Here is a 21,123-nt window from a genome sequence, read left to right as displayed (position 1 = left end):
AAAAAGAGTAATTTTTAATTTAGTTTTGTTTGCATTTTTTAAATTTTTAACACATTGAAATCTTTTTACCCCTTACTGCTCTTATTTTTCATTTTTAACCTTGCCTTCTCACAAACACCTTGCGAAAATGGTTTTGCCGGCGAATACCCGTGCCATGGTTACGACCTGCTTTCTAACGTGCCCGTTTCTGTTTTAGCAAACGGCTTAGGAAACCCCGAAGGCAGTGATATTTGGGGCTGGGTAGATCCTCTTGACGGAAAGGAATACGCCATTGTGGCCATGACCAACAGCACTGCTTTTGTTGATGTTACCGACCCCGTTAACCCTATTTTTTTAGGCCGATTAGACACAGCCACTAGCACCAGTTACTGGCGCGACGTAAAAGTGTACAACAACCACGCGTTTATTGTTGCCGACAATGTTGGCAATCACGGCATGCAGGTTTTTGATCTTACCCGATTAAGAAACGTTGGCGCACTACCAATAACCTTTACCGCCGATGCCCATTATACCGAATTTGGCAGCGCCCATAACATTGTAATCAACGAAAGCACAGGCTATGCCTACATAGTGGGAACAAGTCGTAACGGCCCCTTTTCTGGCGGACCAGCATTTATTGACATCTCCACCCCTACCAATCCCGTTAATGCCGGTGGATATCCAGACGAAGGCTATTCGCACGATGCGCAAGTGGTAACTTACAACGGCCCAGACACCGAGCATGCAGGTAAAGAAATTTATATTGGCAGCAACGAATCTGAAGTCTTGATTCTGGATGTAACCGACAAAAACAATGTTATAAAACTAGCCGAAATTTCCTATTCACAACTGGGCTACACCCACCAAGGTTGGTTTACAGACGACCATAGGTATTTTATTTTAGGCGATGAAACCGATGAGCTAAGCTACGGCTTTAACACCAGAACCCTTGTTTTTGACCTATACGATTTAGACAATCCCGTGCTCTCTTCAACCTACGATGGCCCCACAACAGCAATCGACCACAACGGCTATGTTTTAGGCAACCTGTTTTTCCTAGCTAACTACAGAGCCGGTTTACGCGTGTTAGACATTAGCAATATTGCCGCACCAACAGATGCCATGGTAGAAATCGGGCATTTCGACACCCACCCCGAAAGCAACAGCACAGCCTTTAACGGCGCATGGAGCGTTTACCCTTACCTCCCTAGCGGAAACATCATTATTAGCGATATTGAAAGAGGCCTGTTTGTTATTAAGAGCAATACGCTAAGCACTGAAGATGTTCAGCCTATCAAAAGTGTTGCTTTTGCTCCAAACCCAGCAACCTATCAAACCAAAATCACCTCCAACAAACAAGCCATTACATCGGTAGAGGTATACAACACCCTAGGCAAGCGTATCTTTAGCGTAAACAATATCAATCAAAAAGAATACGTTTTACCTGTTAAACAATTTGCCAAAGGCTTGTACTTGGTAAACATAAACAACACCTTCACTAAAAAATTAATTGTGAAATAATGAAATATGCTTTTGCTTACATAACGCTTTTGCTTGTTATCACTACCGCAACCTTAACATCCTGCAGCAACGACGATGGCCCAACAAACACCATTGTAGACACGGATAATGATGGCATACCGGACAGTGAAGACAACTGCCCAAACACGGCCAATGCCAATCAAACCGACACCAACAACAATGGTATTGGCGATGCTTGCGAAACCAACGGCTTGCAACCACTTGCCCCATGCGTAAATGGCATGGCCGGCATTTACCCCTGCAATGGCTACGACCTTATGGGGCAAATGCCACTAGAAACGCTTGCCGAAGCAAATGCCAGAGGTAATGACTGCTGGGGGTGGACAGACCCTATAACCAATATCGAGTACGCTTTGGTTGGCTCGACCCACGGCACTGCTTTTGTAGACATCTCCAACCCCACACAACCCCGTTTGGTTGGAAAGTTAGCCAGCGCTAATCCTGGAGACCAAGGCAACATTTGGCGCGATATAAAGGTGTATAACAACCACGCATTTATTGTTAGCGAAGCCACTAATTACGGCATGCAAGTTTTCGATCTTACCAGACTTCGAAACATCTCGCAACCTCAAGACTTTACAGCCGACACCCACTTTACCGAATTTGGAAGCGCACACAACATTGTTATTAACGAAGCCTCTGGCTATGCCTACATTGTAGGAACCTCCAGAAGCGGCACCTATGCAGGCGGCCCGCTTTTTATAAACATTCAAGATCCACTTAACCCAGTTAGCGAAGGCGGGCTACACGATTATGCCCACGATGCCCAAGTGGTTATATACAGCGGCCCAGATACCGAGCATCACGGCAAAGAAATTTTAATAGGAAGCAATGAAGATGAAATTGTCATTGCCGATGTAAGCAATAAAAGTAACCCCGTTGTAATTTCTACCATAGCAGGCTACAGCAACATTGGATATGTACACCAAGGTTGGTTTACCACCAACATGACCTATTTTATTTTGGGCGATGAGCTGGACGAGCTGCAATACGGCAACAACACACGGTCGTTGGTTTTTGATTTTTCAGACTTAGATAATCCAGAATTTCATATGGAATACCTTGGCCCAACGACAGCCATAGACCACAATGGCTATGTAAAGAACGACACCTTTTTCCAAGCCAATTACAGTGCCGGAGTAAGATTTATAGACGTTTCCAGCCTAGAAGCTGCAAGCATGACCGAAATAGGTTTTTTCGATACCTACCCAGAAAATAACTCGGCCAACTTTCAAGGAGCCTGGAGCGTGTACCCGTATTTCTCTAGCGGCAATATTGTTGTTAGCGATATAGACAGAGGGTTATTTGTGATAAGAAAACAAGACTAAGCATGTTAAAAAGAACACCTTCGTTAAACATATGGTTTCTTATAACTTGCAGCACCTTGCTGCTATCGGGCTGTTCTAAAGACGACACGGCAAATACAGCACCTCAAAATAACGGCCCCAAGGGCATTGTAGATGCAGTACAAACCTTTGGCGGCACCCTAAACGAAAGTGCCAATGCCGTTATAGCAACACAAGATGGCGGGTTTGCTGTTTTAGGACACACCCAAAGCATGGATGGTGACATTACTGATAAAACCAACGAAAGTTTTGATTTTTGGGTCTTAAAATTCAATAGCGATAAAACCCTGCAATGGAGCAAAACCTACGGCGGCTCTGAAAACGACAGAGGGCACGCCATAGTACAAACCCAAGATGGCGGGCTAGCTGTTTTAGGGTTTAGCGATAGCAACGACCAAGATGTAAGCAACAACAACGGACTAAAAGACTATTGGCTGGCCAAGCTCTCGGCAAATGGCACCCTACAATGGCAAAAATCTTTTGGCTATGCCGGGATTGACACAGGCTACGCTATTATTACAACTGCAGACCAAGGATTTTTAATTACTGGTGTATTGGATGTAACTGCCTCTGGAGGAGAAGGCAACTCGCGCACAAATGCAAAACATGCCGGCGGTGATTATTGGGCCATTAAACTCAACGCCTCTGGAGATAAGGAATGGAGCCAGTATTATGGCGGCTTTTTTACAGACACTCCATACGGTGTAGTCCAAACCGAAGACCATGGCTTTATTATGGTTGGCTCTTCCGATAGTGAAGATGTCGACATTTCAAACAACATTGGCTCCTACGATTTTTGGGTTGTTAGAACATCTGCCTCTGGCGACATTGTTTGGGAGAAAAACTTTGGTGGCACTGAAATTGATGAAGCGAGAAGCATCACACCATCAAACGACGGAAACTACATGATTGTTGGAGACACAAGAAGCAGCGATGTAAATGTTTCTAACAATTACGGCCTAGCCGACCTATGGCTAATTAAAATAACGCCCGAAGGCGAATTGCTCTGGGAGAAATCCTACGGCGGAAGCGGTTTTGATGTAGGCCGATCGATAAAAAAAACACAAGAAAATCACTTTATTATTGCAGGAAGCTCAAGAAGCCTTAATGGCCACCTAACAAACAACTATGGGCAAAACGATGCCTGGGTAATTAAAATAAACAGCCAAGGCGCCATAGCGTGGCAAAAAACCATTGGTGGTTCGCAAATAGATTTCTTTTACGATATTGCACAATTAAACGATGGTTCTATCGTTGCTGTAGGAGAATCCAATAGTGACGATTTTGATGTTCTAGAAAACAAAGGCTTTACAGACCTTTTAATGGTTACCTTAAAATAAAAAAACGATGAAACATATTTTCTTAATCGCTTTATGCTGCATGCTCTCGTTTTCCTGCAGCGAAAACAACGACGACAAATTAGGCAGCAACAACCAAAATGTCACCCCTACTTTTGTGTTTTCTCAACATTGGGACGACACCACCATTACCAATGCCGATATAGAAAACACCTCTTACACCAACGCCAATGGCGAAGTGCTTACCATAACAAGGCTAAGGTATTTGCTCTCCGGATTTCAATTGTTGGACAACAACGGCAACCCCATTAGCTTTCAAGGGTACAATTTAGTAGAGCTTTCTAACGCCGAAACCATGACCTTTACCCCTTCTGGATCAGTAACCCCTGGAGAGTACACACTGAGATTTGTTTTTGGTTTTGACGAAGCCAACAATATTGACGGCGCATACACCGATTTAAATACGGCCTCTTGGAACTGGCCAGAAATGCTAGGTGGTGGGTACCATTTTCTTCAATTAGACGGCCAATATAACGTTAACACAACCGCACCACTACCATTTAACTACCACAATGGCACCGCTATGGTTAGCGAGGGAGAGTTCGAACAAAACCATACAGTCTTCAACTTTACCGAAAGCATTACCATTGCCGAGGGCACAACCATCGAAATTAAATTTAATGTTGCCGAGCTCTTTAAAAACCCCAATCTATGGGACTTAAACGTTTACAACACCTCTTTAATGCCTAACTACGATGCCCAAAAGCTCATGCAACAAAACATTGCTTCGGCATTTACCTTAGGCTCCATTTCACAACAATAAAAAAAGCATGAAAAACGGGGCATTTTATATTATAATCTACTTGCTGCTTAGCACCTGTTCTAGCAGTTCAGATGGCGATTATACCCCGGTAAATTCTCCCACGCCACTCCCCTTAGAAATCCCTCAGATTTTCGAGGACAACATCATCCCTCCCGTATTACCCGTTAACAACCCACAAACGGTTGAAGGGGTTGCTTTGGGTAAAAAACTGTTTTTCGACCCCATTCTCTCGGTCGATTTCTCCCAAGCTTGCGCAAGCTGCCACAAGCCTCAAAAAGCCTTTACAGACGACAATACCTTTAGCACTGGGGTTAATGGCGATTTAGGCCGCAGAAACTCCATGCCCCTATTTAATCTGGCCTGGAACTACGAAGAAAATTTCTTTTGGGATGGCCGGTCTTTTCACTTAGAACACCAGGCCATGCAGCCCGTTAAGGATCCCACCGAAATGGCCAACACCTGGAACGAGGTTGTTAGCAGGCTAAGTAATCACAGCGAATACCCAGCCCTTTTTAAAGCAGCGTTTGGCCAACAAGACATCACCAAACAGCTTGTAGCCAAAGCGATAGCTCAATTTGAAAGAACCCTTATTTCGGCCAATTCAAAATTCGATAACTATTTATTAGGGCAAGCTACTTTAACGCCACAAGAGCAAAATGGGCTGAACGTATTTATGGATGAAGACCGCGGCGATTGCTTTCACTGCCACGGCAATCCCAACAACCCACTTTGGACCGACAATGCCTTCCATAACAATGGGCTAGACGCTACGTTTCTGGACAATGGCCTAGGCGATGTAACAGGCGATCCGGCAGACAACGGCAAATTTAAATCGCCCTCCCTTCGAAATCTCGCCTACACGGCACCATACATGCACGACGGCCGATTTACAACCCTAGACGAGGTCATTAACCACTACAGCGAAGGTCTGCAAAACTCGCCAACCATAGACCCCCTAATGAAAAAAGTTAACCAGGGCGGCGTACAACTTTCTCCTCAAGACAAAGCCGACCTAAAGGCCTTTTTACTAACCCTTTCCGACCCGTCTTTCATTAATAATCCCGACTTTCAAAACCCATAACAAAACCCTATTAACCTATTTAATAATATAATGTTAGGTTGTATGGTAAAACACTACTTATATTGTATATTTGCAGTCTATTTAGATATAATCTATTTAAGAAATGATAAAAGTATCAGAAACAGCTAAGAAGAAAGTTGCCGAGCTTATGACCGAGGAAGGTTATAATGTATTAACAGACTTTATTCGGGTAGGTGTAAAAAGTGGCGGATGCTCTGGGTTATCGTACGACCTTAGGTTTGACAAAGCCCAACAGAACGACGATAAGGTTTTTGAAGACAACGGCGTAAAAATTATTGTCGACAAAAAGAGTTTTCTATACCTTATAGGCACCACCCTAGAATACTCTGGAGGACTAAACGGAACAGGCTTTGTATTTAACAACCCCAACGCCAATAGAACCTGTGGATGCGGTGAATCATTTTCACTATAATTTTTGAAGCGAGAAAACCAATGAGCAAATATACCGAAGACGATTTAAGAGAAGAGTTAAAGACCAAGGAATACGAATACGGGTTTTACACCGATATTGAATCGGACACCCTTCCTGTTGGCCTTAACGAAGATATAGTACGTGCCATTTCGAAGAAAAAGGAAGAACCCGAATGGATGACCCAATGGCGTTTGGAAGCCTTTCGTATTTGGCAAGACATGGAAGAGCCGGAGTGGGCTAATGTAACCTACAAAAAGCCCGATTTCCAAGCCATTTCATACTACTCGGCACCAAACAAAAAACCAAAATACAACAGCCTAGACGAAGTCGATCCAGAACTATTGGACACCTTTAACAAACTGGGCATTTCGCTAGACGAGCAGAAAAAGCTTGCCGGAGTGGCCGTAGACATTGTAATGGACTCGGTTTCGGTAGCGACCACCTTTAAGAAAACACTTGCCGAAAAAGGCATTATTTTCTGTTCCATTTCGGAAGCCATTCAAGAGCATCCCGAATTGGTTAAAAAATACATTGGTTCTGTCGTACCCCAAAAAGACAATTTCTATGCCGCCTTAAACAGCGCTGTTTTTAGCGACGGTAGTTTTTGCTACATTCCTAAAGGCGTAAGATGCCCTATGGAGCTATCAACCTATTTCCGTATTAACCAGGCAGGCACCGGGCAATTTGAAAGAACTTTGGTTATTGCCGACGAGGGCAGCTATGTAAGTTACCTAGAAGGCTGTACTGCACCAACGCGCGACGAGAACCAATTGCACGCCGCCGTAGTAGAGCTTATTGCTTTAGACAATGCCGAAATAAAATACTCGACCGTTCAAAACTGGTACCCCGGAAATGCCGAAGGCAAAGGAGGCGTATTCAATTTTGTAACCAAAAGAGGACTTTGCGAGAAAAACGCCAAAATCTCTTGGACGCAAGTTGAAACAGGAAGCGCCGTAACCTGGAAATACCCTAGCTGTGTGTTAAAAGGCGACAATTCGGTTGGTGAGTTTTACTCCATTGCCGTAACCAATAACTACCAACAGGCCGACACGGGTACTAAAATGATTCATTTGGGCAAGAACACCAAATCGACTATCATTTCTAAAGGCATCTCGGCAGGGAAATCACAAAACAGCTACCGCGGCTTGGTACAAGTACATTCCAGAGCAGAAAACGCCCGTAATTTTTCGCAATGCGACAGCTTGTTAATGGGTAACGAATGCGGGGCACATACATTCCCTTACATCGAAAACAAAAACCAAACCTCACAAATAGAGCACGAAGCCACAACCAGTAAAATTGGTGAAGACCAAATTTTTTACTGCAACCAACGTGGTATAGATACCGAAAAGGCCATCGCCCTAATTGTAAACGGATTTAGCAAAGACGTATTAAATAAACTCCCTATGGAATTTGCCGTTGAGGCACAAAAACTTCTAGAAATAAGCTTAGAAGGTTCTGTAGGATAATATAAAACCCATGAAAAAACTAGTTACGGTACTCCTAGTCTTTGGTTTATTAAGCGCGTGTAAAAACGACACAAAAACAACCGATAGCCAACAGCAAACCACCAACAGCGAATACACCCTTTTAAAAGGCGAATTTGTTTACCTGGCCGATGCTGCCGTACTTCAAACAGAGATAGAAGTCTATGGCGTTGTTATAAACCATAAAATGCACGAGCTGGACGATATGGTGAGAAAATACAAAAAAGAAGACACCGATATGGTTCCTGTTGAAATAAAAGGACTTATCACACCAAAACCCGAAAACGAAGAAGGGTGGCCGTTTCGTGTTGAAATAAAAGAAATTATAGGAGTCTCTAAACCAGACCCAAACAAAAACGATGTTGTAAAATTAGGAAGCGAATAAGACTATGTTAAAGATTAAAAACCTACACGCAAGTGTTGAAGATAAAGGAATTTTAAGAGGCATTAACCTTGAGGTTAACCCTGGCGAAGTACATGCTATAATGGGCCCTAACGGCTCTGGAAAAAGCACGTTGGCCTCTGTAATTGCAGGAAAAGAAGAGTACGAAGTAGAACAAGGCGAAATCTTTTTTGAAGGCGAGGACATTAACGAATTGGCCGCCGAAGAACGCGCCCATAAAGGGGTTTTCCTATCGTTCCAATACCCAGTTGAAATCCCTGGAGTTTCGGTAACCAACTTTATGAAAACAGCCATAAACGAAACCCGAAAAGCCAAAGGCCTTGAAGAAATGCCTGCCAACGAAATGCTGAAAATGATTCGTGAGAAATCTGAACTTTTAGAAATTGACCGTAAGTTTTTATCACGCTCGTTAAACGAAGGCTTTTCCGGTGGTGAGAAAAAACGTAACGAAATTTTTCAAATGGCCATGTTAGAACCTAAATTGGCCATTCTTGACGAAACCGACTCGGGGCTAGACATCGATGCACTGCGTATTGTTGCCAATGGGGTTAATAAACTAAAAAGTAAGGATAACGCCGTAATTGTAATTACCCACTACCAGCGTTTACTAGATTACATTGTACCTGATTATGTGCATGTTTTGCACCAAGGGAAAATTGTAAAATCGGGACCAAAGGAATTGGCCCACGAACTAGAGGAAAAAGGATACGACTGGATAAAAGAAGAAGCTAACGCTTAATAGTCTATAGTTGGAACGCCGAAAGTCATAAAGTTAAAAAGTAATGAAAAAAATAAATGCTTTTGAAGATATAATTGCTTGGCAGAAAGCCAGGTTGTTTAATAAAAGTATTTATACTATTACTAATAAAAACTTTGTAAATGATTTCGATTTAATTAGACAAATAAGAAGCGCTTCGATTTCAATATTGTCAAATATTGCTGAAGGTTTTGAACGCAACACCAATAAAGAGTTTATCCGCTTTTTATTTGGCGCAAAAGCATCGGTAGGCGAAGTTAGATCTCAATTGTATTTAGCATTAGATTTAAACTATCTAACTCAACAAGAATTCGGCCAATTAAGTTCTGAAATCAATTAAATTTCAAAACTCATAAGTGGTTTTATAACATATTTAAACAAATAATTCACTTAAGTTAAACGTCTTAACACTCATGTTTTTTTAACTTTCAACTTTAAGATTTTTAACTTTAAGACTAATACACAATGGAATTAAAAGATAAATTAGTCTCATCATTTATGGCTTTCGAGGACCACTTAGAAGCATCCTCACCCATTCATGGTATAAAAAACCAAGCCATAAAAACCTTTGAGCAAAAAGGATTTCCCTCTAAAAAGGACGAGGCCTGGAAATACACCTCCTTAAAGCCCGTACTAAAACACAACTATAGCCTATTCCCTAAACAGGAAACAGCTATCGATTACAACGACATTAAAAAGTACTTAATTCACGATATCGATTCGTACAAGATTATTTTTGTCGATGGGAAATACTCTTCCTACTTATCGCAAACCACCCACGAGGGGATTGATGTTTGCCTAATGTCGGCTGCATTATCAAAAACTAAGTACCGCTTAATTGTAGAACACTATTTTAACAAGGCGGCCACGCAGGACAGTTTGTCCTCGCTTAATACGGCGTTTTCGAGCGAAGGGGCTTACATTCATATTCCAAAAAACAAATTGGTAGAAAAACCCATTCAAATCATCCACTTTGCAACAGGTAACGAAGCCGCTTTAATGCTTCAGCCTCGTAATTTAATTGTGGTTGACGAAAATTCGCATGTTCAGATTATCGAACGTCACCAAAGTTTAACAGACAACCCTGTGTTAACCAATTCGGTAACCGAGATTTTTGCCAACAAACGCGCTATTGTCGATTATTACAAAATACAAAACGACAACCAAAACGCATCTTTAATAGACAATACCTTTATCAAGCAAAAGCAAGAGAGCCACGCCTCGGTTCATACCTTTTCATTTGGCGGAAAATTAACGCGTAACAACCTTAATTTTTATCAAAATGGCGAGCGCATGGATTCTACCTTAAAAGGGATTACGATTATTGGCGACAAGCAGCATGTAGACCACAATACGTTAGTGCATCATATCGAGCCTAATTGCGAAAGTCATCAAGACTACAAAGGTATTTTTGGCGACAGCGCAACGGGCGTGTTTAACGGTAAAGTTGTGGTTGAAAAAGAAGCTCAAAAAACTAATGCTTACCAGTCTAACAACAATATTTTGGTAAGTGATAAAGCCACCATAAACTCCAAGCCACAATTAGAAATCTTTGCCGATGACGTAAAGTGCTCGCACGGGTGTACCATAGGCCAACTAGACGAAAGCGCCATGTTTTATATGCGCTCTCGCGGAATCCCAAAAAAGGAAGCCAGAGCCCTGTTAATGTATGCTTTTAGCAATAATGTTTTAGAGAGTGTTAAAATTCCAGAAATAAAAACACGCATTAACAAACTTATCGCCAATAAGCTAGGAGTTAATATTGGGTTTGACTTATAAGTTTTATCCCACAAAACACATAAAAAAAGGATGGCTATTTAGCGATCCTTTTCTTTTTTAAACTCAATCTCTTTTACCGTGCCGTTAGAAAGCAACAGCTTAAAGTTGACATTGCTTGTATTTTTGATAGAAGTACGTTGGTATGAGTCCGAAATTGAGAAACAGAAAGCCAATAAATACGATAATGCCTCTGTAAGGCCAAGTTAAAAACTCGAACATAGCGCCTATACCAAGAATAAAAAAAGTGATAAAACCCAGGATGTAAAACGATTTTTTCATAAGATAATATTTAAGAAAATTTGTGAACGGAAAGTTTGTACTTAACGTAAAAATGTATGGGCAGAATAACCAAAACCGAAAGTGCAATGGCCCCCAACAACCAAGCATTAGCATAAGGCCAAGCCATCATTTGAAAGACCAGGCTCATAACCAAAAGCAAAATAACCATAAAACCTATGGAAAATTTCACCTTATTGATGGCTATGATTTGCTTGGCGAATTTTTGATAATTGGTTTCTAATTGTAGCTTCTGAAAACTCGCATAACCACCAAATTTCTGCAAAGCCTTTTGATATAATGCGTTAAAATCGCTAGAGTCTTCCTGCTCCATATAGGTGCAAATATGATCAACCAAATCCTCTCTTAACGCACTATCCTCCACACCATAAAGCGTTAAACTGTTTTCTATAAAGGCGATGTGCTTCTCTGATAATATCATTGAACTAATGGTTTTGTATTAAAAATGGTATGTAACGTCATTATAAAATCGTTAATCTCTTTGGTAGCCTCGATTACTTTCTGTTTGCCATCTTTGGTAACACTGTAATACTTCCTTACACGTTTGCCCACATATACTTTTTCGGTAGTCAAAACTCCTTGTGCTTCTAGTTTATGAAGAATGGGATACAATGCCCCTTCTGAAATATCAATTTTACCAGACGTTAATTTTTTAACCTCTTGAGTAATCTCGTAACCATACATTTTATCTCGACTACTAATTAGTTTTAAAATGATGGGTTGCAACGTGCCTTTAGTCAGTTCTTTACTATACATATGACAAATATACATTTTTATTCAATACATTTTATATAAATGTATTGTTTTTTGTGTTTACAACCTAAAAAGCCCTGTTGTTTATGTTTAGATACACCAATGCTTTGTACCTTTGCAATATGAAATTAGAGACACCTTTTAATGTTGAAGCCTTAAGAAAAGACTTCCCCATTCTTAATCGCGAGGTTAACGGAAAGCCTTTGGTTTATTTTGATAATGCAGCTACCTCGCAAACACCACAACAAGTCATCGATTGTATTGTAGACTACTACAGTAACTACAATGCCAACATACACCGCGGCGTGCATACCTTAAGTCAAGAAGCTACAGATAAATATGAAGCCGCCCGACTTAAAATTCAAAAGCACTTTAATGCCAATAAGTCTCACGAAATCATTTTTACTTCTGGCACCACTCATGGTATTAATTTGGTTGCCAATGGCTTTTCATCGTTATTAAACAAAGGCGATGAAATTATTGTTTCGGCCTTAGAGCACCACAGCAACATTGTCCCTTGGCAAATGTTATGCGAGCGCACTGGAGCTATTTTAAAAGTGATTCCCATGAATGAAGATGGCGAATTGGTGATTTCAGAATACGATAAACTACTTAGCAACAACACCCGATTAGTTTTTGTTAATCACATATCAAATGCCTTAGGAACCATAAATCCTATTGAAGCCATTATTGAAAAAGCCCATCAAATAGGTGCCGCTGTTTTAATTGATGGCGCTCAAGCCTGCCCACATATAAAACCCGATGTACAGGCCTTGGACGTCGATTTTTATGTGGCTTCTGCCCATAAAATGTGCGGCCCAACAGGTGTTGGTATTTTATACGGAAAAGAAGCTTGGTTAAACAAATTACCACCCTACCAAGGTGGTGGCGAAATGATTGCCGAAGTCACCTTCGAAAAAACCACCTATGCCGATTTACCCCATAAATTTGAGGCGGGAACCCCAAACATTTGTGGCGGCATTGCCTTTGGCGCAGCCATAGATTATATGAATCAGGTGGGGTTTAACGCTATTGCAGATTACGAACACGACCTTTTAGAGTACGCCACTAAAAAGCTTCTCGAAATTGAAGGCTTAAAAATTTACGGCACCTCAAAACACAAAACTTCGGTTATTTCCTTTAACATTGCAGGTATTCACCCCTACGACATCGGAACCATTCTCGACAAAATGGGCATAGCCGTAAGAACAGGACATCACTGCGCCCAACCTATCATGGATTTCTTTAAAATCCCGGGTACCGTAAGAGCTTCGTTTGCCTTTTACAACACCAAAGCAGAAATAGATGCTTTAGTTGAAGGCGTAAAAAAAGCAACCAACATGTTGCTATAACGCAATAACACATACCTTACTCTAAAAAAACAGCACCCTAATACGGTGCTTTTTTTGTGCTTATCCTCTTCTAAAAAGCAAGAGTTGTTAAAAATAAAAGGTTTTTATTGACAATAACGCTTGTTTAACCTTCATTTTTTTATATATTTCCACGTTTTTAACTAAAAATTAAATAAAATGAAAAAAACACTTTTAGGTTTAACAGCTTTAGGCTTGTTATTTGCTTCTTGTAGCGACGAATCCAATCAAGATTTTACAAGTCAGCAGCAAGTAAAAGTAGACATGAGCGATTTTTATGTGTACACTGATGCCGATGTTGATGAAGCAGCGCGCATTGCAAACGGAAATTCGAAATCTTGCCATACCATGGTTAACCTTAACCGATTATTACACGAAAACCCCGGGCTAGAAAAAAAGATGTACGATATTGAATATAGTTCGCGCGCCTTTATTGCTGGCAAAAAACCCGACGGTGTTGGCAACGGTAACGGCAATGGTAATGGCGGAAACGATGGTGGTGGTGACACTGGAGGAAATAATGACAACCTAGGCTCCATTAACATTCCTGTATATGTACATGTTGTATACAGCAATGCCCAAGAAAACATTAGCGACACTCAAATCAATTCGCAAATGACTGTGCTAAACAAAGATTTTGGCGCCTCTAACAACGATATAAACCAAGTACCAAACGAGTTTGCCAATGTTGTGGCAGATACCGAGATTACCTTCTCGTTAGCAGGTGTATTTAGGCATGCCAACTCAAGAACCTCGTGGGGAACAAACGATTTGGTAAAAAGCACTTATCCGCCGGTAACCCCAGAAACACACCTAAACATTTGGGTCTGTAACATTGGCGGCGGCATTTTAGGATACGCCCAGTTTCCAGGTGGGCCTAGCGCTACAGATGGTGTTGTTGTAGGACCAAACTATTTTGGAACCACAGGTTATGTTTCTTCGCCTTTTGATGAAGGACGAACAACAACTCACGAGGTAGGACACTACTTAAACCTAAGACACATTTGGGGTGACGGAAGATGCAATAGAGATGATTTTGTTGCTGACACACCAACATCCGATGCACCAAACTACGGCTGCCCATCGTACCCTACGGTAAATTGCAGATCTAACGACATGACCATGAATTACATGGACTATGTTAACGATGCCTGCATGTACATGTTCTCTGAAGGCCAGAAAGAACGCATGCGCACCTTATTTGTAGCCGGTGGTGCTAGAGAAGCCATGCTTCAATAATAAACCCCGACACGTTATTTTTTTAAAAGGCGCCTACTTTGGCGTCTTTTTTGTATACTTATATTACATTCTATAAAAAAGTACAGCATGAAAATATTTACCATACTTGTTAGCCTATTTATTATGAACGCTTGCGGCAGTGCCAAAACAGACACCCCAGCCGAAGCACAATTTCAACAAAACAAAACGGGCCAAGAATATGTTATCGCTTATTCGGCCGTGACTAGAGGCTACCTTTTAGACGTTAAGGTTACCCCAAAAACAATTACCCGTAAAGCAGGCTTAAACGCAAAAGCCTTAGAAAAACCCATCACCCAACAGGACTACCAAAGTCTTGTAAAAAAAATAGAAGCCATCGGTCTAGCCAACATGGCAACCCTTGAAGTGCCCTCTAAAGACCACCAATTTGACGGTGCTTTAATAGCCAATTTAAAAATAACAACTCAGGACACTACCTACCAAACACCATCGTTCGACCATGGCAACCCACCAAAAGCCATTAAAACTTTGGTAGAAGAAGTGTTATCATTATCTGAAAAGGTTGAATAGCAACGTTACTATTCGTATTTTTGCATCAAAAGAAAACAACGTGAACATTACCGACATACAAAACGACATTATAGACGAATTTTCAATGTTCGACGATTGGGAAGAACGCTACCAATACATGATAGATTTGGGCAAAACACTCCCCCTAATCAATGAGCAATACAAAACTGACGATCACCTTATTAAAGGGTGCCAAAGTCGCGTTTGGGTTCATGCCGATTTAGAGAGCGATAAAGTGGTGTTTACAGCCGATAGCGATGCCATTATTACCAAAGGCATTATCGCCATTTTAATACGTGTATTCTCCAATCAGAACCCAAAAGATATTATAGATGCCAACACCGACTTTATAGACAAAATTGGCCTAAAGGAGCATTTATCGCCAACCCGCGCCAATGGTTTGGTGAGTATGATTAAACAACTAAAAATGTATGCTGTAGCATACCAAACACAATTGAGTTAAGATGAGCGAAACAAAAATAGACACCAATGCTTTGGGCGAAAAAATCGTTAAGGTTTTAAAATCCATTTTCGACCCGGAAATCCCCGTAGACATTTACGAACTAGGCTTGATTTACGACGTTTTTGTAAATGAAGACTACGATGTAAAAATTTTAATGACCCTAACCACCCCCAATTGCCCCGTAGCAGAAACATTGCCTATGGAGGTTGAAGAGAAGGTAAAATCGCTGGACGAGGTAAAAAGCGCCGAAGTAGAAATTACATTCGACCCGCCTTGGAGCCAAGACCTTATGAGCGAAGAGGCAAAACTAGAATTGGGAATGCTTTAACAGGTTATGGCAAAAGACATTGTAAATCGCATAGCCAAAAGCCCGTTGGTTACTTTGGACCTAGAGGATTTTTATCCGCAGGGACAGCGTATGGTATTAGACATAAAGGACTGGCTGTACGAAGGCCTTATTCTAAAAGAAAAAGATTTTAGGGCCTTTGTAGAGCAACACAACTGGCATGCATATCAAGACGCCTATGTGGCTTTAACCTGTAGCGCAGATGCCATCATACCGTCTTGGGCGTATATGCTTATTACCACAAAGCTTTCACCTTACGCCAATCTTGTAGTAGTGGGCGACTTGGTTGCTTTAGAAACCCTTATTTTTCAAAACATCATCAACACCCTACCTACAGAACCTTATGTTGGTAAGCCTATCATTATTAAAGGATGTGCCAACAAACCCATCCCCGAAACGGCTTACAGCTTGTTAATCTCTAAGTTACAGCCTGTAGCCAAATCGATTATGTTTGGGGAGGCCTGCTCGACCGTGCCACTTTTTAAACAAAAAAAATGACCTTCTTAAAAAAGAGGTGTCTCATTCAGAATTAAAGCACTTATACATTTTAAATCAAATCACTAAAACATGAGAAAATTAATCCTTTCATTAACTTTTATTGGTTTCACCGTTTTGGCTCAAGCCCAAACGATGGACGAGTTAAAGGCAGAACAAGCCACTAAGAAAGACTCTATAGCGGTCCTTCAAGGCAAGGTTGATGCCTTACAGAAACAAATAGATGCTATGCCTGGCTGGCGCATTGGTGCCATTGGAATTATTGGTGGTAGTTTTTCGGAATTTAACAACTGGTACGCCCAAGGCTCGCCAAACAACTCTTCAGGTAATATTGGAATTACGTTTAGTCCCTATGCCAAATTAATTAAAGAAGATTATTTTTGGTATAACAATGCCAACGTAAACCTAAGCTGGATAAAATTTGATGATAAAGATGATCCAAATGACGATACAGATTGGCGTGAAGCGACCGATGTTTTTAACATTTCCTCGCTTTTTGGTTATAACCTAACCAAAACCATCGCGGCATCGACCTTGGCAGAATACAGAACCACACTACTAAACAACTTTAACGACCCAGGCTATCTAGATGTTGGTGTTGGTGCTACTTGGAGACCTAATGCCGATTTAACCGTAGTGGTCCACCCATTAAACTACAACTTTGTTTTTGCCGATAACGAAACTGTTTTCCATTCGTCTTTGGGTGCAAAAATTGTTGCTAACTACACCAAGAGCTTTGGCGACTTAAAATTCATGTCAAACCTATCGGCTTTCCAAAGCTATAAAGATGCCGATCTTTCTAACTGGACCTGGATTAACTCTGCCAGCTATTCACTTTGGAAGGGCATAGGAATTGGCTTTGAGCTTGGCTTAAGAAACAACAAACAGGAAGCGTTAAACTACGCTTTAGGACAATACGATGCAACCACAGCTACAGATCCTGCTCCTACGTTTGATAATGTAGACAACGACTTACAAGTATACACAACAGTAGGGCTTAGCTATTCGTTTTAAACGCAGCTTAGCAACACCAAATAAAAAAGCACTCAGCATAAAACTCTGGGTGCTTTTTTTGTTAGTTTGCTTTAAATTCCTTGGTTTTTTTGTTGCTTTTAAACAGGCGCTTAAAAAAACCATCTTCTTTTTCGGGTTGGCAATCCAAATCGTTTAAAACATCTTTATCGGGAGTTTCGAATGCGGCTCTTGTAATGGCATTAAATGCGCTATCGCGATTTAGTTTTTGATAAAACTTAGCAAATATAGGCAATGCCGAATTGGCCCCTTGGCCCAAACCAGTTGTTTTAAAACCAATATTGTAATCGTCGTTTCCAACCCAAGTCACAGCTACTAAATTTGGGGTAATGCCCACAAACCAACCATCCTTATTGTCTTGTGTTGTTCCTGTTTTTCCTGCAATGGCATTTTGCAACCCGTAAACAGACTGCAGTCTATGCGCTGTTCCCGAGTTTACTGTTGCTTGCATAAACTGCATCATAACCTGCCGTGTATAATCGGTAAATGCTTTTTCTTGGTTAATTTCGGGTTTGAACGCCACAATCTCATCACCGCGTTGGTCTTCAATTTTTGAAATCATATACGGCGTTACCGGCCTGCTTTCATTAACAAAACTAGCATAAGCGCCAGCCAATTCCTTAATGGTTATTTCGGCAGTTCCCAAGGCTAAAGAAGGTTCGGCGGGAAGCTCTGTTTTAAGGCCCATTTTTTGGGCTTGCGCAATAACCTTAGAAATACCCACATCGTGCAACACCTTAACGGCAATTGTATTTACCGATTGGCTTAACGCCTTTTCTAAACTGTAGTTAAGATGTTTTGCATTTTCTGGAGCTTCGCCCGAATTGGTTGGCTTCCAGTTGTCGTAATTGGTATAGGTTATGGCTTCTAACGTATAGTATTTACAAGGCTTTATACCCGATTCTATGGCCGAAGTATAAACAAAAGGCTTAAAGGTCGATCCCACTTGGCGTTGGCTTTGCGAGACGTGATCGTATTTAAAATAACGGTAATCAACCCCTCCAATATAGGTTCTTATAGCGCCTGTTGCTGGTTCTACAGACAACATGCCTGTATTTAAAAACTTTAAATAGTGCGACAAACTATCGATTACCGACATGGATTGTGTAGGCGTTTCATCCCAGTTAAACACATTTAACTCTCGTTTTATTGCCAACGTATCCATAACGGCCGCATCGCTCAGACCCTTGCTTTTAAGCTGGCGAAAAGCGGGCGTTTTCTTTAGGGTTTGTATTAAAAAGTCCTTATTCTGCCACGGTGCTGCTTCGCCATAAGAGGCTTCATAACGCTTCTGTAGAGCCTTTAGGTGTTCACGCATCGCTGCTTCGGCATATTGCTGCATGGTTGCATCTAGGGTGGTATGAATGACCAATCCGTCCCGATAAAGATCGTAACGATTGCCATTCGGTTTTTTATGGTCTTTTAAAATCTGGCTAACTTCTTTTTTAACTTGAGCCCTAAAATAGGGCGCTAGACCCACATCGTGATTAAAAGAATGGTAATCCAATGTTAAGCTGTCCTGTTTTATTTTTTCGGCTTCAGCCTTATCCATAAAACTATAGTTCACCATTTGGTCTAAAACCACATTGCGTCTGGCTTCGCTTCTTTTTAAATACTTTCTGGGGTTGTAATAACTATTGGCTTTTAATGTGCCAATTAGGGTTGCTGCCTCTGATACGGTTAAAGCCGAAGCCGTTTTATTAAAAAACTTTTGCGAAGCACTTTCTATGCCATAGGTATTATCTGGAAATGGCACGGTGTTTAAATAGAGGGTTAGCAGCTCTTTTTTTGAATAAACAGCTTCTAGGCGTCTTGCTACTGCGGCCTCCTTAAATTTATTTATAAGCACGCCAAACAAGGCGTATTGCTGCCTGCCATACAGGTTTTTGGCCAATTGAAGGGTTATGGTACTACCACCACCTGCCGAGGCATCGCCCATAAGAATGTTCTTAAAAAAAACCCGAAGCAAACTCTTACCATCAATACCATTGTGCTCGTAAAAGCGCACATCCTCGGTGGCAATAAGGGCGTCTATTAAATGCTTAGGAAACGCTTTATAGGCTAAAGGCTGCCTATCGTAAATGTAGTACTTCCCTATTAACGTGCCATTTTTATCTAAAACTTGGGTGGCTTTTTCCTGCTTTAAAGCTCCTAGAGCCTCTTTTGAAGGCAGTTTACCAAAAACCCCGACATAAACACCACCATAAAGCAGTAAAAAAAACAATACCACCCCACCACAAGCCATTGCCAACCATTTGGTAAGCTTACTTTTAAATAACGCCTTTATTTTTCCCATATACGTTAAAACGTTAAAGCGGCTTGTTTATTGGTTGGTTTCTTTTTTAACAGCACTGTTCCTCTTATTCTTGCTGCTCGTTTTCATCGTAGTCGGGGTACAGAAAATTATTGTAGGGGAATCTTGTCACATGAATGCGCCTTACCTCTTGATATACTTTTTTTCTGAAGGCCTCTAGATTTTCTTTATTTAAAGCTGAAATAAACAAAACGTTGCCTTCCATTTTATTCATCCAGGTGCGTTTCCATTCCTTTAACGAATAGTTGGCCGGTGTTCGCGGGGTCATTAAATCGGTTTCATCAAAAGGTTCTGCTTCGTAGGCATCAATTTTATTAAACACCATGATGATTGGCTTATCGGCACTGTTAATTTCGTCTAATATTTTGTTTACCGACTCGATGTGCTCTTCAAAATTGGGGTGTGAAATGTCTACAACGTGCAACAGCAAATCGGCCTCCCTAACTTCATCTAAGGTGCTCTTAAAACTCTCAACCAATTGTGTGGGCAATTTTCTTATAAACCCAACGGTATCGGTCATTAAAAACGGTAGGTTTTTAATCACAACTTTTCTTACCGTTGTATCTAATGTGGCAAACAGTTTGTTTTCGGCAAAGACCTCACTTTTACTCACCACATTCATTAAGGTCGATTTGCCAACGTTGGTATACCCCACCAAGGCCACACGAATTAATTGCCCGCGGTTACCACGCTGAACCGCCATTTGTTTATCGATGGTTTTTATTTTTTCTTTTAGCAGGGCTATTTTATCGCGTACAATACGTCTATCGGTTTCTATTTCGGTTTCTCCGGGACCACGCATACCAATACCTCCTTTTTGCCTTTCTAAGTGGGTCCACATCCCTTTTAATCGCGGCAACAAGTATTCGCATTGTGCCAACTCTACCTGTGTTCTGGCGTAGCTGGTTGTTGCACGTTGGGCAAAGATGTCTAAAATTAAGTTTGTTCTGTCTAAAACCTTACACTCTAAAATCCTACTGATGTTACGCTCTTGGGCCGGCGAAAGCTCGTCGTCAAAAATAGCCGTTCCCACCTCGTGTTCCTTAATAAACGTCTTAACATCCTCCAGTTTACCCGAGCCAATAAAGGTTTTGGGATTGGGGGTGTCTAACTTTTGGGTAAACCGCTTGACCACCTCACCACCGGCAGTATATGTTAAAAACTCCAATTCGTCTAAATACTCTTTAGACTTCTGCTCGTCTTGATCTTGGGTTACTACCCCAATCAGCACAGCACTCTCTAACGCTATATTCTTCTTTTCTAACATAGATGCAAAGTTACAAGTATTAAAGCAATTCTTGCAAAATAGAAAATGTATTAATCTGTATATTTATAGA

22 protein-coding genes are annotated in these 21,123 nt (G+C 41.1%); 18 read left to right on the top strand and 4 right to left on the bottom strand.

The genetic code is table 11. The features are described 5' to 3' along the window. The first annotated feature begins 54 nt into the window (after positions 1 to 54). The 11 genes from IA57_RS06225 to sufD all read left to right on the top strand — a co-directional run bounded on the left by IA57_RS06225 (position 55) and on the right by sufD (position 10,928). Positions 55 to 1,500 carry a choice-of-anchor B family protein gene (locus IA57_RS06225; protein WP_036120717.1) on the top strand — a complete coding sequence of 482 codons (1,446 nt, stop codon included), beginning with the start codon at positions 55 to 57 and terminating at the stop codon, positions 1,498 to 1,500. After that, complete coding sequence (locus IA57_RS06220; protein ID WP_036120714.1) at positions 1,500 to 2,849, top strand: choice-of-anchor B family protein; 1,350 nt, start codon at positions 1,500 to 1,502, stop codon at positions 2,847 to 2,849. The genes IA57_RS06225 and IA57_RS06220 overlap by 1 nt, the downstream gene beginning before the upstream one ends. A 2-nt stretch (positions 2,850 to 2,851) precedes the next feature. After that, complete coding sequence (locus IA57_RS06215) at positions 2,852 to 4,207, top strand: hypothetical protein (protein ID WP_036120713.1); 1,356 nt, start codon at positions 2,852 to 2,854, stop codon at positions 4,205 to 4,207. A gap of 7 nt (positions 4,208 to 4,214) precedes the next feature. After that, complete coding sequence (locus IA57_RS06210; RefSeq protein ID WP_036120710.1) at positions 4,215 to 4,988, top strand: MbnP family protein; 774 nt, start codon at positions 4,215 to 4,217, stop codon at positions 4,986 to 4,988. A 7-nt stretch (positions 4,989 to 4,995) separates the two neighbouring features. Beyond that, entirely contained in the window at positions 4,996 to 6,069 is a 1,074-nt protein-coding gene (locus tag IA57_RS06205; RefSeq protein ID WP_036120707.1) for a cytochrome-c peroxidase, read from the top strand. A 103-nt stretch (positions 6,070 to 6,172) separates the two neighbouring features. Then, entirely contained in the window at positions 6,173 to 6,502 is a 330-nt protein-coding gene (locus IA57_RS06200; protein WP_036120705.1) for a HesB/IscA family protein, read from the top strand. 20 nt (positions 6,503 to 6,522) lie between these two features. Then, positions 6,523 to 7,971 carry a Fe-S cluster assembly protein SufB gene (gene sufB / locus IA57_RS06195; RefSeq protein WP_036120702.1) on the top strand — a complete coding sequence of 483 codons (1,449 nt, stop codon included), beginning with the start codon at positions 6,523 to 6,525 and terminating at the stop codon, positions 7,969 to 7,971. A gap of 10 nt (positions 7,972 to 7,981) precedes the next feature. Then, positions 7,982 to 8,374, top strand: coding sequence for a hypothetical protein (locus IA57_RS06190; protein ID WP_036120699.1), 393 nt, complete (start codon positions 7,982 to 7,984; stop codon positions 8,372 to 8,374). Between the two features lie 4 nt (positions 8,375 to 8,378). Then, complete coding sequence (gene sufC / locus IA57_RS06185) at positions 8,379 to 9,131, top strand: Fe-S cluster assembly ATPase SufC (RefSeq protein WP_036120696.1); 753 nt, start codon at positions 8,379 to 8,381, stop codon at positions 9,129 to 9,131. A gap of 43 nt (positions 9,132 to 9,174) precedes the next feature. Further along, complete coding sequence (locus IA57_RS06180; RefSeq protein ID WP_051880995.1) at positions 9,175 to 9,489, top strand: four helix bundle protein; 315 nt, start codon at positions 9,175 to 9,177, stop codon at positions 9,487 to 9,489. A gap of 125 nt (positions 9,490 to 9,614) precedes the next feature. Further along, positions 9,615 to 10,928 carry a Fe-S cluster assembly protein SufD gene (gene sufD, locus IA57_RS06175; protein ID WP_036120694.1) on the top strand — a complete coding sequence of 438 codons (1,314 nt, stop codon included), beginning with the start codon at positions 9,615 to 9,617 and terminating at the stop codon, positions 10,926 to 10,928. A 289-nt stretch (positions 10,929 to 11,217) separates the two neighbouring features. Here the strand turns inward: sufD and IA57_RS06165 are convergent, their stop codons facing one another. Both IA57_RS06165 and IA57_RS06160 read right to left on the bottom strand, forming a co-directional pair. Beyond that, the gene (locus IA57_RS06165; protein ID WP_036120686.1) at positions 11,218 to 11,646 is read right to left on the bottom strand and encodes a hypothetical protein; all 429 of its coding nucleotides are present in this window, start codon (positions 11,644 to 11,646) and stop codon (positions 11,218 to 11,220) included. Continuing rightward, positions 11,643 to 11,981: a PadR family transcriptional regulator gene (locus tag IA57_RS06160; RefSeq protein ID WP_036120683.1), complete on the bottom strand. Its 339-nt coding sequence runs from the start codon at positions 11,979 to 11,981 to the stop codon at positions 11,643 to 11,645. Before IA57_RS06160 ends, IA57_RS06165 begins: the two co-directional genes overlap by 4 nt. 119 nt (positions 11,982 to 12,100) lie before the next feature. Between IA57_RS06160 and IA57_RS06155 the strand changes: the two genes are divergently transcribed. The 7 genes from IA57_RS06155 to IA57_RS06125 all read left to right on the top strand — a co-directional run bounded on the left by IA57_RS06155 (position 12,101) and on the right by IA57_RS06125 (position 17,454). After that, the gene (locus IA57_RS06155) at positions 12,101 to 13,330 is read left to right on the top strand and encodes an aminotransferase class V-fold PLP-dependent enzyme (RefSeq protein ID WP_036121373.1); all 1,230 of its coding nucleotides are present in this window, start codon (positions 12,101 to 12,103) and stop codon (positions 13,328 to 13,330) included. A gap of 177 nt (positions 13,331 to 13,507) precedes the next feature. Next, entirely contained in the window at positions 13,508 to 14,587 is a 1,080-nt protein-coding gene (locus IA57_RS06150; RefSeq protein WP_036120680.1) for a zinc metalloprotease, read from the top strand. Positions 14,588 to 14,674: 87 nt separating this feature from the next. Continuing rightward, on the top strand, positions 14,675 to 15,136 hold the full coding sequence (locus IA57_RS06145; protein ID WP_036120677.1) for a hypothetical protein: 462 nt from the start codon (positions 14,675 to 14,677) through the stop codon (positions 15,134 to 15,136). A gap of 40 nt (positions 15,137 to 15,176) precedes the next feature. Beyond that, positions 15,177 to 15,599, top strand: coding sequence for a SufE family protein (locus IA57_RS06140; protein ID WP_036121370.1), 423 nt, complete (start codon positions 15,177 to 15,179; stop codon positions 15,597 to 15,599). A 1-nt stretch (position 15,600) separates the two neighbouring features. Beyond that, entirely contained in the window at positions 15,601 to 15,927 is a 327-nt protein-coding gene (locus IA57_RS06135) for a DUF59 domain-containing protein (RefSeq protein ID WP_036120674.1), read from the top strand. A gap of 6 nt (positions 15,928 to 15,933) precedes the next feature. Continuing rightward, entirely contained in the window at positions 15,934 to 16,443 is a 510-nt protein-coding gene (locus tag IA57_RS06130; protein WP_036120672.1) for a DUF2480 family protein, read from the top strand. Positions 16,444 to 16,512: 69 nt separating this feature from the next. Further along, positions 16,513 to 17,454, top strand: coding sequence for a DUF3078 domain-containing protein (locus tag IA57_RS06125; protein WP_036120669.1), 942 nt, complete (start codon positions 16,513 to 16,515; stop codon positions 17,452 to 17,454). Positions 17,455 to 17,515: 61 nt separating this feature from the next. Here IA57_RS06125 and IA57_RS06120 read toward each other — a convergent pair whose 3' ends face one another. Next, positions 17,516 to 19,768, bottom strand: a complete 2,253-nt coding sequence (locus IA57_RS06120) for a transglycosylase domain-containing protein (RefSeq protein WP_036120666.1) — start codon at positions 19,766 to 19,768, stop codon at positions 17,516 to 17,518. Positions 19,769 to 19,832: 64 nt separating this feature from the next. Continuing rightward, positions 19,833 to 21,053 carry a GTPase HflX gene (gene hflX, locus IA57_RS06115; RefSeq protein ID WP_036120663.1) on the bottom strand — a complete coding sequence of 407 codons (1,221 nt, stop codon included), beginning with the start codon at positions 21,051 to 21,053 and terminating at the stop codon, positions 19,833 to 19,835. Positions 21,054 to 21,123 lie beyond the last annotated feature (70 nt).

This window comes from Mangrovimonas yunxiaonensis (assembly GCF_000733475.1).
Taxonomy (GTDB): domain Bacteria; phylum Bacteroidota; class Bacteroidia; order Flavobacteriales; family Flavobacteriaceae; genus Mangrovimonas; species Mangrovimonas yunxiaonensis.
This window is presented reverse-complemented; position numbering and strand designations above follow the sequence as displayed.